Below are 15,718 nucleotides of genomic sequence, written 5' to 3'. Positions count from 1 at the left end.
TTACTTCGTGGCGGGTGCGTCGGGGGCGAAGATGAAGTTCTGCAGGACGCGGGTGGTGGTGCCGTTGGTGGTGGTCTCGTCGAAGTTGAGCGTGTAGGTGTTCGTCGGGCCGTAGGCGCGGGTGTACGACCAATCGCCCTTCTGGTCGGCTTCGGTCTCGAAGACCTTGGTGCCGAGGGTGGTCGTGACGGTGATCTTCGAGAACGCGGATGCCTTGCCGGTGAAGGTGGTGGCCTTCATGGGCGTGTAGGTCTCACCGGCGGCAGGGCTGGTGAGGGCGAAGTCCTGGACGACGGGGGCGGCGAGGTTCAGCGGGACCGTGTTGATGGTCTTGCCGTCCTTGGTCTGGGTGAAGGTGAGCGTGTAGGGCGCCGAGGGGCCCATGGTGCGCTCGAATGCCCAGTCGCCGTTCTCCTTCACGGTCGCGGAGCCCATCACGGTGTTCCACTGGTTCCGGGCGGTGACGGTGGCGCCTGGCGTGCCGACGCCGGTGAAGGTGTTCGAGCCCGGGCGGTAGGAGTCGCCGTCCTTGTGGCTGGTGATCGTCATCGGGGTCTCGGTGACGAGCGGCTTGAGGACGAAGCCCTCACGCTTGTCGGTCTTGCCGTCGAGCGCCTTCTGGACGAACGTCAAGGTGTACTCGGCGGTCGGACCGTACTGGCGGGCCGAGGTCCACGTGCCGTTGGACTGGTTCGCTCGGGTCTCGAAGACCTTCGTGCCCCACTGGTTCGTGGCCGTGATGGTGGCGCCCGGGGTCGCGGTACCGGTGAAGGTGTAGTCCTTGCCGGCGGTGTAGGTCGCGGGTGCTTCGTTGTCGATCGTGAGGTTCTTGAAGGAACCCAGCGGTGCGAGCGCGAACGCGGCGGACTTGCTCCCGCTGCCGTCCAGACGGGTCTGCGTGGCGGTGAGCTGGTACTCCGCAGCCGGACCGTAGACACGGTCGAAGGACCACGTGCCGTCCTTGTCCGCGGTGACCGTCGCGATCGACACGTTCCACTGGTTCGTGATGACGACCTTCGCGTACGGGGTCGCAGTGCCGGTGACGGTGGTGGTCTTCATCGGCTCGTAGACGCCGTCCGCGGGGCCGGTGATGGCCGTGCCGGTGGCCTCCTGCTTGCCGTCCGCGGTGACCTTCACCGCTGCGGTCGTCGTCAGGTTGCCCTTGGACTGCTGCGACACGGTGATGTTCGTGATCGAGCTGGACGGGGCGATCTCGACCGGAGCGGAGAAGGTGTTGTCCGTGCCGACGGTGGTGGTGACCGTCTTCGCGCCACCGGTGATGGTGACCTTCGACCCGGAGACACCGGTTCCGGTGACGGTGACATCACCCGGGGTCACACTGCCCGTGGCCGGACCCGTGATCGCCACGGCGTTGCCGTAGTCCAGGCCGGCGTCCTTCTGCGGCGACTCGACGCCGTCCGTGGTCTGGGACACCTTGAACGTCTGGACACCGGAGCCCGGCGCAGTCACGGAGAAGGAGTACTTCCCGTCGGACACGGCCTGCGAGTCGATCTCGTCACCGTTCGGTGCGTAGAGCTTCATCGTCGAACCGTCCACGCCGGTGCCGCTGATCGTGGCCTTCTTCGTCACGTCGTCCGCGAAGGCGCCGACCGCGGTGAACTCGTTCTTGCTCGCCTTCACGGTCACGGTCGACGTGCCGTTCACGAGGAAGCGCCCGACGTTCGTCACGCCGACGAACGACTGCTGCACGGGACTGGTCGTGTCGGCCGGAATCGCGTCCGCGGTGACGTAGATCCGCCATGAGTAGTAGCGGTTGGCGCTGGCCTTGGCGCCCGCTGTGATCTGCCCGGTGAACTTCGTGCCGTCGGCCGACACCGATCCCTTCGCGTCCATCGTCGGGTGGTCCACCCAGACGTTGTTCTCGGCGATGCGGCCCTTCGCGACCGTCTGCCCCGCTGTGAACTTGGTCCCAGTCGGTGCGGTCAGGAACACCATGCCGTCGGACAGTGTCGAATCGGCGGTTGCCTCGACCGGGACCGAAACGCCCACGGTCTTGCCGGCCTCAACCTCATAGGTGTACCCCGGCGCGGACTCGAATCCGCCATTGACGGCCGACTCAGGGCCGCCGATCAACGGCGTGGGCGTGTCCGAGTTCATCCACGGGCGCCCGCTGTGGCTCCCCTCGGTATTCAGGTACTTCAACGGGGTCGTGGCCGTCGCGAAACTGCCGTTCGTGAAGAGGAACTTCTGCAATGGAGACGTCGAGCAGGCTTCGGCGCGGAGGTAGTTCGCGCCGAAGGTGCCGACCCCCAGGCACTGCCCGCCCGTGTTCGTGACGCGCATGGTCTCCGCGTCGTACGTGAAGTCCGCGGCCCGGCGTTCGGCCTCGCTGAGTGACTCGCTGATCATCTCGGTGGCGTACGAGTCAAGGGAGCTGAAACGGTCACCCTCCTGCCAGACGAACTTGAACGGCGCGGAAGGAGTACGGGCTTCGGGGGCCGCGGAGGCGGCGGTAGCGCCGAAACTGAGGCCGGAGGCGACGGTGGCTGCTGCGAGCGCCGTCGCGCCGAACGCCTTGAGGGTCTTGTGCTTTCGCATGGGTGTGTGCTTTCTGTGATGGCCCGGTGCCGTGGTGTCGGGTGGCCGGGTCGGGTAACAGGAGACACGCGGCCCATCCGGGAGGCTTGCCGCGTTCCAAGAAAATATCACACACATCATTCAGATATCAACATACCGAGTGCGATCGTCTCCACGAGGCGGCCGTGCGCGGCAGAGGGCCCGGGGCCGGCTCGCGCCGGCCCCAGGCCCTCGTGGATGCGGCATCGTCGCCGCGTGCTGCTACTTCGTGTCGGCCGGCACGGTGAAGAGCTCGCTCGGGACGGTCTGCCCGTACTTCGACTGCTCGATCACGAACCGGAAGCGCTTGGAGCCTGCAGCGACCACGTGGTCGAACGACCACGTTCCGTCGATGCCGACGACGTGTGCCCCAGGGGCGATCTCCTTGCCGTTGGCCTTGAGGACCCGGAAGGTCGCCCCCGGCTCACCCGTGCCGGTGATGGTGTTCTGCTCCCCGGGACTGACCGTCCGTGTGGTCACCGTGACGGGGGCGAGCTCGAGCTGCTTCACCTCGACGGGGATCGTGGTGTCGTCGACCTCCTCGCCGCGCAGGTACTGCGCGAAGCTGACGTCCTGCTTGCCGACGACCAGGTTCGTGACCGTGCCGGACCAGTTCCCGTCGGTGTCCGCCTTCGCGATGATCGTGTTGCCGACGCGGACCTCGGCTTCCTTCGTCGCGGTCCCGGAGACTGCTGCGGTGCGCGCGGCGTCGTCTACCGAGTCCACCTTCGCGGTGATGGGGCGCACGGACTGCTCGACGGTGACGCGGGATGCGCCGGTGATCCGGAAGGGCTTCTCGCCGACGGTGGTCGTGACGGTGAAGCCGAGGTCACCGGTGCCGCTCGTGGCGTCGTCGGGAGCGGCGACGGGGACGCTCCAGCGGACGCTGTAGCCCGTGGGGAGCTCGAAGCCGTGGCCGGAGTCGGGCATGGTGCCGGTGAACGTCGTGCGGTCGGCGCTCAACGAACCGGTGACGCGTAGGGAATCGGTGCGCTTCCACCCTCCTCCCGACGCATACTCGCCGGTGAGCGTCGTCGTGCCCTCGGGGAACGCGGTACCGCGCGGCGCCGTGAGGACGACCTTCGTGTCCCGCATGCCGGTGACCTTCTCGGTGACCGTGGCGCCGAAGTGCACGGGCTGGACACTGCCAGCGGGGATGGTGGCCGGAGTGCCGACGCCGGCCGGGTCGAAGGACCCGTCGATCGGCGTCGGCGGCGTGACACCGGTGATCGCCACCCGGGAGGTCCCGGCGACGTTGAAGGAGCCGAGGTTCGAGGAGCCGACGAAGCGCTGGCCGAGCGTTCCGGTGCCGTCGTCGGTCGCGGGTGCGGCGTCGACGCTGACCTGCCAGGCGATGTAGGCGTTCTCGGCGATGGTCGTGTCCTTCGCCCCCTTCGTCACTCCGATGAAGGTCCTGCCGTCGGCCGAGACCTCGCCGACCGCGTTCAGCCACGGTGCGGACTCGAAGTTCGAACCGGTGGTGTAGCGGCCCTGCAGGGTGGTCTGGCCCGGCGTGAACGTCGTGCCGGACGGCGCGGTCAGCGCGAGCGTGCCGTCCGAGATCTTCAGGTCGGCCCGCGCCTGCACGGGCACGAGCAGGTTCTTCTTCGTGGTGCCCGCGTCCATCGTGTAGTCGTACCCGGGGGTGGTGACGAGCCCACCGCCGGGTGCCGGCGGCGGGGTCACGCTGCCCGGGCGGGTGACGGTGATGGGAACGGCGGGAGAGAGGTGTCCCTGGGACTGCCAGAAGTTGCGGCTCATCACGTACAGCGTCGCCGTCGCCCCCGGGGCGATCGAGGCCGGCCAGGGAACGGTGCCACCGTTCGACAAGTCGCCGAGCCCGACGGTGTGGGTCGTCGTCGTCGACAGGTAGAGACTGCAGGTGTCCCAGGTCCCACCGCACGACGGGGTGCCGTGGTAGGTGATGCCGCTCTCGCTCACCGACGAGGTGACACCGGATGGCGTGTAGGCGTACGAAGCGCGGAGGTGCGGGGCTGCGTTCGCGCCAGCCGGCCCTGCGCTGATGCCGGTGATGACGGTGGCGAATGCGAGGGCGGTCGCGCCGAGCGCCCTGAGCGTTCCGTGTTGTGACATGGTTCCGTGCTCCTGTGTTGTTCGGGCCGCGATCTACGGCACGCGACACCTGAACGCTACACATGAAACACACATATCAGTATGCCGTTGGCGGAATTGGCTGCACAGTTTGGACTTGAGCCATTTGGACGCAACTTTCAGCTCCCAGAGTTGACGAGCCTCCAGTCCGGAGTAGAGTTGAGCCCATCGGACGCAAGTCCGGAAGACTTCAGCACCACAGCAACGACAGAAGGAGCAACACCACATGGGACGTGCAGTAGGCATCGACCTCGGAACCACCAACTCGGTCGTCAGCGTTCTCGAAGGTGGCGAGCCCACCGTCATCGCGAACGCCGAGGGTCTCCGGACCACCCCGTCGATCGTGGCGTTCACGAAGGACGGCGAAGTCCTGGTCGGCGAGACCGCCAAGCGCCAGGCGGTCACGAACGTCGACCGCACCATCGCCTCCGTCAAGCGCCACATCGGCACCGACTGGAAGGTCGAGATCGACGGCAAGCAGTACACGCCGCAGGAGATCTCGGCCCGCACCCTCGGCAAGCTCAAGCGCGACGCCGAGCAGTACCTCGGTGAAGACGTCACCGACGCGGTCATCACCGTGCCGGCGTACTTCAACGACGCCGAGCGCCAGGCCACCAAGGACGCCGGCGAGATCGCCGGGCTCAACGTCCTCCGCATCATCAACGAGCCGACCGCGGCTGCCCTGGCCTACGGCCTCGACAAGGGCAAGGAAGACGAGCTCATCCTGGTCTTCGACCTCGGTGGCGGCACGTTCGACGTCTCCCTGCTCGAAGTGGGCAAGGACGACGACTTCTCCACGATCCAGGTCCGTGCGACCTCGGGCGACAACCGCCTCGGTGGTGACGACTGGGACCAGCGCATCGTCGACTACCTGATCAAGAAGTTCAAGGACGAGCACGGCGTCGACCTGTCCACGGACAAGATCGCCAAGCAGCGCCTCAAGGAAGCCGCCGAGCAGGCCAAGAAGGAGCTGTCGAGCCAGCTGAGCGCCAGCATCCAGCTGCCGTACCTCACGCTGACCGCTGACGGCCCGCTGAACCTCGACGAGACCATCTCGCGCGCACAGTTCGAGCAGATGACCTCCGACCTGCTCGACCGCACCAAGAAGCCCTTCAACGACGTCATCAAGGAAGCGGGCGTGTCGGTCAACGACATCGCGCACGTGGTCCTCGTCGGTGGCTCGACCCGCATGCCCGCCGTGGCCGAGGTCGTCAAGTCGCTGACCGGTGGCAAGTCGCCGAACCAGGGCGTCAACCCGGACGAGGTCGTCGCCGTCGGCGCCGCACTGCAGGCCGGTGTCCTGAAGGGCGAGCGCAAGGACGTCCTGCTCATCGACGTCACGCCGCTCTCGCTCGGCATCGAGACCAAGGGCGGCCTGATGACGAAGCTCATCGACCGCAACACCGCGATCCCGACCAAGCGCAGCGAGACCTTCACGACCGCTGACGACAACCAGCCGTCGGTCGCGATCCAGGTCTTCCAGGGCGAGCGCGAGTTCACCCGCGACAACAAGCCGCTCGGCACGTTCGAGCTCACCGGCATCGCGCCGGCTCCCCGCGGCGTCCCGCAGGTCGAGGTCACCTTCGACATCGACGCCAACGGCATCGTGCACGTGTCCGCGAAGGACAAGGGCACCGGCAAGGAGCAGTCGATGGTCATCTCCGGCGGCTCCTCGCTGCCGAAGGAGGACATCGAGCGCATGGTCCGCGAAGCCGAGGAGCACGCGGCCGAGGACAAGGCCCGTCGTGAAGCGAACGAGCGTCGCAACCAGGCCGAGCAGCTCGTCTACTCGATCGAGAAGCTCATCAAGGAGAACGACGAGAAGCTCCCCGCGGACGTCAAGTCCGAGGTGCAGGCCGACGTCGACGCGCTGAAGTCCGCCCTCGCGGGTGAGGACGAGGACGCCGTCAAGACCGCCTTCGACAAGCTCAACGAGTCGCAGGGCAAGCTCGGCCAGGCGATCTACTCGCAGCAGGACGCCGCCGGCGCCCCCGGTGCGGACGGCGCGCAGGGCGAGCAGCCGACCGACGGCGCGGACGACGAGGACATCGTCGACGCCGAGGTCGTGGACGACGACGAGAACGACAAGAAGTAGCCGATGACGGACTCCACGAACGACGACAACGTCAACGACAACGAGGAGCCCCAGGTCGAGGGTGACGCCACGAACGCGGCGGAGCCCGAGGACCTGATCGAGGCCGAGGGACCCGACGTCGAGGTGCCGACCGACGCAGCGAACGACCTCAGCCCTGAGGACGAGGCACTGCTGGCCGATGCGGCGCGCGGCATGGCCGAGGACAAGCTGTCAACGGCCGACCGCGACCTCGTCGCCGAGATGCGCGCGGACATGCTCCGTGCGCAGGCCGAACTGGTGAACTTCCGGAAGCGCGTCGAGCGCGACCGTGAAGCCAACCGCGAGGTCGCCATCGCCGAGGTGGTGCGCGCACTCCTGCCGGCGCTCGACGACCTCACCCGGGCCGAGGCCCACGGCGACCTGACCGAGGGCCCCATGCAGGTCATCGGCCAGAAGATCCGTGGCGGCTTCGAGCGGTTCAAGCTCGTGCAGATCGGCGAGAAGGGCGAGTCCTTCGACCCGAACATCCACGAGGCGATCGTGCAGCTCCCGACCCCGGGCGCCACCGGCCAGACCGTGGCGGACGTCGTCGAGCCGGGCTACAAGCTCGGTGAGCGCGTCCTCCGTGCGGCCAAGGTCGCGGTGGCGGTCCCGGCCTGATCCGGACAGGAGGTAGGTGATCCATGGCCAGCCAAGACTGGTTCGACAAGGACTTCTACAAGGTCCTCGGGGTCTCCAAGGACGCCTCCGACGCCGAGCTGAAGAAGACGTACCGGAAGCTCGCGCGGCAGTTCCACCCGGACTCCAACCCGGGTGACACCGCGGCGGAGAACCGCTTCAAGGAGATCAGCGAGGCGTACTCGGTGCTCTCCGACAAGGAGCAGCGGGCCGAGTACGACCAGGTCCGCGCGATGGGCTCCGGTGCTCGCTTCACGGCGGGTGGCGCAGGCCAGGGTGGCGGGTTCGAGGACGTCTTCGGCGGGATGTTCGGTCAGCAGGGCGGTGGCGGGCAGCGTGTCCGCTTCGGCCAGGGTGGCGGCGGTGGCTTCGAGGACATCCTCGGGGGCATGTTCGGTGGCGGCGGGGGTGCTGGTTTCGGCCAGCCCTCCGGCGGCTACCGCGGCTTCGGTGGCCCGACGAAGGGGCGCGACGTCACCGCGACGACGACGCTCGACTTCACGACGGCCATCGCCGGCGACACCGTCAAGCTCTCCCAGGGCAACGGCCGACCGGTGAACGTCCGCATCCCCGCCGGCGTGGCCGACGGCCAGAAGATCCGGCTGCGCGGTCGTGGCGAGCAATCGCCCGACGGCGGCGACGCGGGTGACCTGGTGGTCACGGTGCACGTCCGCAAGCACCCGGTGTTCGAGCGCGACGGGCAGAACCTCCGTGTGGACGTCCCCGTGACGTTCGTCGAGGCGGCGCTCGGCGCGACGATCCAGGTGCCCACCCTCGGCGGCGAACCCGTCAAGCTCCGGGTCGCGCCCGGCACGCCCTCCGGTCGTGTCCTCCGCGTCAAGGGGCGCGGGGTCGCGACCAAGAACGGGACGGGCGATCTGCTCGCCACCGTGCAGGTCGCGGTGCCGTCGCACCTGTCGGACAAGGCGCGGGAGGCCGTCGAGGCACTCGCGGCGGCCCTGCCCGACGAAGACCCGCGCGAGGACCTCCTCGCCAAGGCGCGCAGCTAGAACGCGCGCCGGTGCGCTCGCGCGCCATCAGCAACAGACCCAGCCTGGGCCCACGCAGCCGGTACCGGCCCGTCGCGAAGCGGCGGGCCGGCCGTGCCGGTGGGGAGCGGCTCGGCGCGGCTTCCTGACGGACGCCCGCCGAGCCTCCAGGCTGGTTTTCGATCCACGCGAACGACGGAAAGGAACACGCCATGACCGACATGGACGAGAACTCGCCCGTCTTCGCGATCGCGGTCGCCGCGGAGCTGGCGGAGATGCACCCGCAGACCCTGCGGCAGTACGACCGGCTCGGCCTGGTCGTCCCGGGGCGGACCCGTGGCGGGTCCCGCCGGTACTCGATGCGCGATGTCGCGCAGCTGCGGGAGATCGCGCGACTCGGCTCCGAGGGGGTGTCGTTGGAGGGGATCCGGCGGGTGCTCGAACTCGAGAACGAGACCCGCGCGCTCCGTGAGCGCGTCCGTGAGCTCGAGACGGCTCTGGCCGACCAGCTCATCAGTCGACCCGGAGCGCGGGTGTTCGCGGCGACGACGACCGGGGCTGCGGTGTCCCTGCGGGCCGGCGCTCGACCGCAGCGGAACACGCAGATCGTGCTCTGGCGGCCGCCGCACTGATCCTGCTGCTGGGCGATCACCCCGCGGAATAGTGCGATATCCGCGAAATGTGTATACTTCGCACCGGTATTCCAGATTCGTGTAGCGTGCGGCTCGATGACCACACGCACAGCTCCTGGCGACCCCTTCGTGTCGCCCTCCGCCGTCGTCGCCGACTCGGCACGACTCCACCCGGGCGTGCGCGTCTGGGACCACAGCCACGTCGAAGCCGACGCGGTCATCGGTGCCGAGACCCTGGTCGGACGGAACGTCACCATCGGCGGCGGTGTCCGGATCGGGGCCCGCTGCAAGATCCAGAACGCGGCGCTCGTGTACGGGCCCGCGGTCCTCGGCGACGGCGTCTTCGTCGGCCCCGGGGTGGTGTTGACGAACGACACGGTGCCGCGCGCGATCACGCCGGACGGGTCCGTGGTGCGGGCGGGGGACTGGCGGGCTTCGGCCGTCGTCGTCGAGCAGGGGGCGTCGATCGGAGCCGGTGCGGTCTGCGTCGCACCCGTGCACATCGGCAGCTGGGCGATGGTCGCCGCAGGAGCCGTCGTGAACCGCGACGTCCCGGACCACGCGCTCGTCGCCGGCGTGCCGGCCCGGCGGATCGGCTGGGTCGGCCGGACCGGTGCGCGCCTGGGCCGTGTCGACCACCACCACCTGGTGTGTCCCGACACCGGGGACCGGTTCCGGTTCACGGATGACGGTGCGTTCCTCGAGGAACTCCGGTGAGAGCCGTCATGGCCGATGCGATCCCGGTGGCGAAGCCGCTCATCGGCGTCGAGGAACGCCGGGCGGTCGATGCCGTGCTGGCGAGCGGCGCACTCGCGCAGGGCCCGGAGGTCGCGGCGTTCGAGCGCGAGTTCGGCAGTCTGCTCGTCGAGGCGTCACCGGTCGTCGCCGTGAACAGCGGGACCGCGGCGCTGCACCTGGCGCTCCTCGCGCTCGGCATCGGCCAGGGCGACGAGGTCATCGTGCCGTCGTTCACCTTCGCCGCCACCGCGAACGCCGTGCGGCTCGTCGGGGCCGTCCCGGTCTTCGTCGACATCGACCCCGCGTCGTTCTGCGTCGACCCGTGCGCGGTCGCCGCCGCGGTGACGTCCCGCACCCGGGCGGTCGTCCCGGTGCACCTGTACGGGCACCCCGCGGACATGGACGAGCTCGTCGACGTGGCCCGGTCGCACGACCTGCTCGTGCTCGAGGACGCGGCGCAGGCGCACGGTGCGCGGTGGTCCGGCGCGCGTGTCGGGACGCTCGGGGACGCCGCGGCGTTCAGTCTCTACCCGACGAAGAACATGACCTCGGGGGAGGGCGGGATGGTCGCGACGCCGTCGCCCGGCGTCGAGCGGACGGTCCGCCTGCTCCGCAACCAAGGGATGGCGACCCGCTACGAGAACGAGATCGTGGGCTTCAACGCCCGGATGTCGGACGTGCACGCGGCCATCGGACGAGCGCAGCTCCGGAAGGTCCTCGGCTGGACGGCGCAGCGGGTCGCGAACGCCGCGTACCTGACCGGGGAGCTCCGCGGTGTGACCCTGCCGACCGTGCACCCGCTCGCCGAGCACGTCTTCCACCAGTACGTCGTCCGGGTCCCCGACGACCGGGACGGCTTCGTCGCGGCGCTCGATGCGGAGTACGGCATCGGCGCCGGTGTCTACTACCCGACGCCGGTGCACCGGCTGCCCTCCTTCGTCGGGTCGAGCGGTCCGGTGTGCGGCGACCTGCCGGAGACGGAGCGGGCCGCCGCCGAGGTGCTGGCGCTCCCCGTGTACCCGACGCTCACGCTGCAGCAGCTCGACCGGATCGTGGCGGCCGTGAACGCGTTGGCCGGAGCAGGACGGTGAGCGGCGTGCGGATCGGCGTGGTCGGGCTCGGGGTCATGGGGGCGCACCACGTCCGCGTGCTGCGGTCGCTCGACGGGGTCGACCTGGTCGGGGCGGCCGACGCGCTCGGCGACCCCCGCGGTGCCGCGGACGGGCTCCCGGTCGTGCGGACGGCCGCCGACCTGATCGGGATCGGGATCGACGCCGCGGTGGTCGCGGTCCCGACCGGGCTCCACGAACCCGTCGGCCTGCTCCTCGCCGCCGCCGGCGTGCACGCCCTCATCGAGAAGCCCGTGGCGGCCGATGCCGGCGCCGCCGCGCGGCTCGTCGCGGCGTTCGACGGCGCCGGGCTGGTCGGAGCGGTCGGGCACATCGAGCGGTACAACCCCGCGCTGCAGGCACTCCGACATCGGCTCGACGCCGGCGAGCTCGGTGCCGTCCACCAGATCGCCACCCGGCGACAGGGTCCGTTCCCGTCGCGGATCGCGGACGTCGGGGTCGTCAAGGACCTCGCGACCCACGACATCGACGCCACGGCGTGGATCGCGCGGTCGGAGTACGTGCACATCGGGGCGCTCGCGTGCACGAAGAGCGGGCGTGCCCACGAGGACCTGGTGACCGTCACGGGCGAGCTCGCCGACGGCACGCTGACCTCGCACCTGGTGAACTGGCTCACCCCCTTCAAGGAGCGGCTCTTCGTCGTGACCGGAGAGCACGGCACGTTCGTCGCGGACACGCTCAGCGCGGACCTGACGTTCCACGAGAACGGCACGGTCCCGACGGGCTGGGAGCGCGTCGCCGCGTTCCGCGGGGTCGCCGAGGGAGCGAGCACGCGGTTCGCGATCCCGAAACGCGAGCCCCTCGTCGTGGAGCACGAGGCGTTCCGGGACGCCGTGCTCGGGTTGCCGGCCGACATCGTCACCCTGCGGGACGGGCTGCGGACCGTCGAGGTCGCCGAGGCCGTGCTCGAGTCGGCGCACACGCGGCAGACCGTCCGCATCGGGGTCGCAGCGTGAGGGTCGCGGTGGTCGGGCTCGGCAAGATCGGGCTGCCGCTCGCCGTGCAGTACGCGCGGTCGGGCGCCACGGTGGTCGGGCTCGACGTCGCGGACGCGGTCGTGGAGTCCGTGAACGCCGGGGTCCCGCCGTTCCCGGGGGAGCACGGGCTCGACGAGGAGCTGTCGGCCGTGGTGGCCTCCGGTGGGCTGACAGCGACGACCGATCCCGAGCGGGCGCTCGCCGTCGCGGACGTGGTCGTCGTCGTGGTGCCGCTGTTCGTGTCGTCGGACGGCGTGCCGGACTTCGGCTGGATGGACGCGGCGACCGACGTGATCGGCGCGCACCTGCGGCCGGGGATGCTCGTCGCGTACGAGACCACGCTCCCGGTCGGGACGACGCGGACGCGGTGGGCACCCCGGCTCGAAGCCCGCTCGGGGCTCGTCGTGGGGCGGGACTTCGACGTGGTGTTCTCGCCTGAGCGGGTGCTGACCGGGCGGGTGTTCGCGGACCTGCGACGGTACCCGAAGCTGGTCGGCGGGCTGTCCCCACGCGGTGCGGAGCGCGCCGCGGGGTTCTACGATTCGGTGCTGCAGTTCGACGACCGACCGGACCTCGACCGGCCGAACGGGGTCTGGGACCTCGGGTCCGCCGAGGCCGCCGAACTCGCGAAGCTCGCCGAGACCACCTACCGCGACGTCAACATCGCCCTGGCGAACGAGTTCGCGGTGTTCGCCGACCGGTCCGGCATCGACGTCGAGCGGGTCATCGAAGCGTGCAACTCCCAGCCGTACAGCCACCTGCACCGTCCGGGCATCGCCGTCGGTGGGCACTGCATCCCGGTGTACCCGCAGCTCTACCTCTGGAACGACCCGGATGCATCGGTGGTGCGGGCCGCTCGTGCCCGGAACGCCGCGATGCCCGCGCACGCGGTGGACGTGCTCGCCCGGGTGCACGGCGACCTCCGGGGTGAGCGGATCGTGGTGCTCGGCGCCGCGTACCGCGGTGGGGTCAAGGAAACCGCGTTCTCCGGGGTGTTCGACACCGTCGCGGCGCTCATAGCGCGGGGTGCCGTGGTCACCGTCACAGACCCGCTCTACGGGCCGGATGAGCTCCGGACCCTCGGGTTCGCGCCGTCCGTCGCCGGAGCAGCGGTCGACGCTGCCGTGGTGCAGGCCGACCACGCGGAGTACGCCTCGTGGGGACCGCAACGCCTTCCCGGCGTGCGGACGATCCTCGACGGGCGGCGGGTCCTGGACCCGGCGCGGTGGCCGTCGGTGACGGTGATCGCCCTCGGCGGCGGGCTGCGAAACACAAGATGTGAATAACTCGCGCGCTCGGCTCGGCGGCACATAGCTTCGCAGCATGCGCCACCGATCCCGTCCGTTCGACATCGTGCACGTGTCCAGTGCGCACCCGTGGACCGACAACCGAGTGCACCTCCGGTCGGCTGCGAGCGCCGCAGCCGCCGGGTACCGCACGGCGCTGGTCGCGGTGGCGGTCGACGGCGACGACGTCGCTGCGACGGGCGACACCGACTGGGGGCGCCCGGACCTCGCCACCGGCGTGTTCGTCCGCCGCGTCCCCGCACGCCGTCGCCGGGCACGGGTGGTCCGCTCGTCCGCACAGGTGATCACTGCCGCGCTGTCGTCCCGAGCCACGGTGGTGCACCTGCACGACCCGGAACTCGTCTGGGCGGTGCTGCTCCTCCGTGCGGTCGGACGCGTCGTGGTCTACGACGCGCACGAGGACCTGCCGGACCAGGTCCGGGGGAAGGAGTACCTCGGTCGATGGGCGCGGCGGGCGGCCGTCGCGCTCGCGCACCTCGTCGTCCTGGTCGCCGGGCGCGCCGACGCGGTGGTCGCTGCGACGCCGACGATCGCCGCTCGGTTCCCCGCGGCGCGGACGACCGTCGTGCGCAACCTGCCGGTGCTCCGTCCCGCCGACCTCGACGCACCACCGGTGACCGATCGGCCCCTCGTCGCGGTGTACCTCGGTGCGCTGAGCCGGGACCGAGGGATCGACGTGATCAGCGGTGCGGCGTCGTCGCCCGACTTTCCCGATGCCTGGCGGGTCGTGACAGCTGGGCGTATCGACCCCGCCGTCGACCGGTCCCGCTTCGACGGGCTCGTCGCCGCCGGTCGGATCGACCACCGCGGGACCCTCGCGCCGCACGCCGCGCGCGACCTGCTGCTCGGGGCCCGGGTCGGGCTCCTCCCGCTCCGGCCGACCCCGGCGTACGCGGCCTCGATCCCGACGAAGCTGTTCGAGTACCTCGCCGCCGGCACCGCCGTCGTCGCCACGGACGTCCCGCTCTGGCGCGAACTGCTGGCCGGCGCGGACTGTGCGACGTGGGTGCCGGCGGATGACCCGGACGCCGTCGCCCGCGCCGTCCGCCGGTACGCCGAGCACCCGGACCTCCTGCGCGCACACGCCGGCGCCGGTCGCGCGCTCGTTGCGGACCGCTATCGCTGGGACCACGAGGCGACGGCGCTCCTCGCCGTCTACCGCTCCGTGTGGGGCGTCGCCCCGTTCGACGCGTGAGAGAAATGTGATGTACTGATGTTCACCCTGCACCCCACGACGATCGGCGGTCCGCATGCGGAGACCCCCGCGCGCTCCGTCAGCTGTCCTGACGATCCTGGTCGGGACCGTCCTGGGCCAGGGAGCCGTCGTCGCGGTCTCGCCGGTGCTCACCCGGACGTACTCCGCGTCGGACTTCGGGACGCTGACCGTGGTCACGGCGATCGCATCGGTGCTCGGTGCCGGTGCCGCCCTCGGGACCGACCGAGCGCTCGCGGTCGCCGAGCCGAACCACGTCCGGTCGCTGATCACCGTGGGGCTCGGAGCGACGCTGCTGGCCGGGCTGCTCACCGCAGGCGTCGCCTGGACGCTCCGCGAGTCGCTCGCTGCATGGTTCCGGGCGCCGGCGCTGGCCGACCTCTGGTGGGTCCTGCCGGTCACGACGAGCGCGATCGCCGTGCAGCGCATCTGCTCCGCCGTGCTCGCCCGACGTCGAGCGCACCGAGCGCTCGCGGTCCGGAACGCGTGTCAGGGACTCGGTCAGACGGCCTGGAACCTCGCGATGGCGTTCGCCGGGCCCATCGGTCTGGTCGGCGGGCTCGCAGCGGGGCGCTTCGCCGCGGTGCTCGGGATGCTCCGGCCCGCAGCCGGGCTGCCGTCACGGAGGCAGGTCGCGCGGGCGGCGTCGGAACACCGTCGCTTCCTCACGCTGACCCCGTGGTCCGCGATGCTGAACGTCGTCGGGCAGCAGGCTCCGGGCATCGTGATCGCGGCGGTCCACGGCAGTGCTGCCGCCGGGTTCGTCGCCCTCACGATGCGCGTGCTCGGGTCGCCGGTGGGCATGGTCGCGGACGCGGTGTCGCAGTACGCAGCGGGCGCGTTCGGACAGCGGGCCCGCTCGGGTTCGCCGATCCGGCCGCTCCTCGTCCGGCTGACCGGGCGGCTGCTCGTCGCCGGGGGAGCGGGAGCGCTCGTCGTGCTGCTCGCGGGCCCGGTCCTCTTCGGTGCGGTGTTCGGTGCGGAGTGGCAGACAGCGGGGTCCTACGCACGGATCCTCGTCCCGGCGTTCGCGATCCAGGTCGCGGTGTCACCGGTGAGTCAGGTGCTCTCGATGCTCGGGCGGCAGACCACGCAGCTCGTGTGGGACGTCGCACGGCTGGTCAGCACGACCGGGGCCGTCCTCGTGCCCTCGGTCCTCGGCGCCCCGATGCCCGTCGTGCTGGCGGTGCTCGCCGCCGCGATGACGGCGTCGTACGGGGCGATGCTCGTCCTGGTGCTGCTCGTCACGAAGGGGACCCCGGCGAGTCCCTGACGTCGACCGAGCGCTCGC

At 70.5% G+C, this 15,718-nt stretch carries 12 protein-coding genes; 10 read left to right on the top strand and 2 right to left on the bottom strand.

Going from position 1 to position 15,718, the window contains the following annotated elements; genetic code table 11:
• Positions 1 to 2,559: an Ig-like domain-containing protein gene (locus EDF27_RS00780; RefSeq protein WP_132046796.1), complete on the bottom strand. Its 2,559-nt coding sequence runs from the start codon at positions 2,557 to 2,559 to the stop codon at positions 1 to 3.
• 240 nt (positions 2,560 to 2,799) lie between these two features.
• A complete protein-coding gene (locus tag EDF27_RS00775) occupies positions 2,800 to 4,671 on the bottom strand; it encodes a hypothetical protein (protein ID WP_132046794.1) in 1,872 nt (623 codons plus the stop codon).
• A 244-nt stretch (positions 4,672 to 4,915) separates the two neighbouring features.
• Between EDF27_RS00775 and dnaK the strand changes: the two genes are divergently transcribed.
• The 10 genes from dnaK to EDF27_RS00725 all read left to right on the top strand — a co-directional run bounded on the left by dnaK (position 4,916) and on the right by EDF27_RS00725 (position 15,700).
• Positions 4,916 to 6,784: a molecular chaperone DnaK gene (gene dnaK, locus EDF27_RS00770; protein WP_123654571.1), complete on the top strand. Its 1,869-nt coding sequence runs from the start codon at positions 4,916 to 4,918 to the stop codon at positions 6,782 to 6,784.
• Between the two features lie 3 nt (positions 6,785 to 6,787).
• Positions 6,788 to 7,423 carry a nucleotide exchange factor GrpE gene (locus EDF27_RS00765; protein WP_123654570.1) on the top strand — a complete coding sequence of 212 codons (636 nt, stop codon included), beginning with the start codon at positions 6,788 to 6,790 and terminating at the stop codon, positions 7,421 to 7,423.
• A gap of 23 nt (positions 7,424 to 7,446) precedes the next feature.
• Entirely contained in the window at positions 7,447 to 8,451 is a 1,005-nt protein-coding gene (locus EDF27_RS00760; RefSeq protein ID WP_123654569.1) for a DnaJ C-terminal domain-containing protein, read from the top strand.
• A gap of 200 nt (positions 8,452 to 8,651) precedes the next feature.
• Complete coding sequence (locus EDF27_RS00755) at positions 8,652 to 9,062, top strand: MerR family transcriptional regulator (RefSeq protein ID WP_123654739.1); 411 nt, start codon at positions 8,652 to 8,654, stop codon at positions 9,060 to 9,062.
• A gap of 96 nt (positions 9,063 to 9,158) precedes the next feature.
• Positions 9,159 to 9,779, top strand: a complete 621-nt coding sequence (locus tag EDF27_RS00750; protein ID WP_123654568.1) for an acyltransferase — start codon at positions 9,159 to 9,161, stop codon at positions 9,777 to 9,779.
• A gap of 8 nt (positions 9,780 to 9,787) precedes the next feature.
• Positions 9,788 to 10,891, top strand: coding sequence for a DegT/DnrJ/EryC1/StrS family aminotransferase (locus tag EDF27_RS00745; protein WP_132047747.1), 1,104 nt, complete (start codon positions 9,788 to 9,790; stop codon positions 10,889 to 10,891).
• Positions 10,888 to 11,886, top strand: coding sequence for a Gfo/Idh/MocA family oxidoreductase (locus EDF27_RS00740; protein ID WP_132046792.1), 999 nt, complete (start codon positions 10,888 to 10,890; stop codon positions 11,884 to 11,886). The genes EDF27_RS00745 and EDF27_RS00740 overlap by 4 nt, the downstream gene beginning before the upstream one ends.
• Positions 11,883 to 13,193: a nucleotide sugar dehydrogenase gene (locus EDF27_RS00735; protein WP_132046790.1), complete on the top strand. Its 1,311-nt coding sequence runs from the start codon at positions 11,883 to 11,885 to the stop codon at positions 13,191 to 13,193. Before EDF27_RS00740 ends, EDF27_RS00735 begins: the two co-directional genes overlap by 4 nt.
• Positions 13,194 to 13,230: 37 nt before the next feature.
• A complete protein-coding gene (locus EDF27_RS00730) occupies positions 13,231 to 14,409 on the top strand; it encodes a glycosyltransferase (RefSeq protein ID WP_132046788.1) in 1,179 nt (392 codons plus the stop codon).
• A gap of 55 nt (positions 14,410 to 14,464) precedes the next feature.
• Positions 14,465 to 15,700, top strand: coding sequence for an oligosaccharide flippase family protein (locus EDF27_RS00725; RefSeq protein WP_132046786.1), 1,236 nt, complete (start codon positions 14,465 to 14,467; stop codon positions 15,698 to 15,700).
• The last annotated feature ends 18 nt before the right edge of the window (positions 15,701 to 15,718 follow it).

It is taken from the genome of Curtobacterium sp. PhB136 (assembly GCF_004346855.1).
Lineage (GTDB): Bacteria > Actinomycetota > Actinomycetes > Actinomycetales > Microbacteriaceae > Curtobacterium.
Note: the sequence above shows the minus strand (reverse complement) of the source record. Positions and strands in the feature narration are given on the sequence as shown.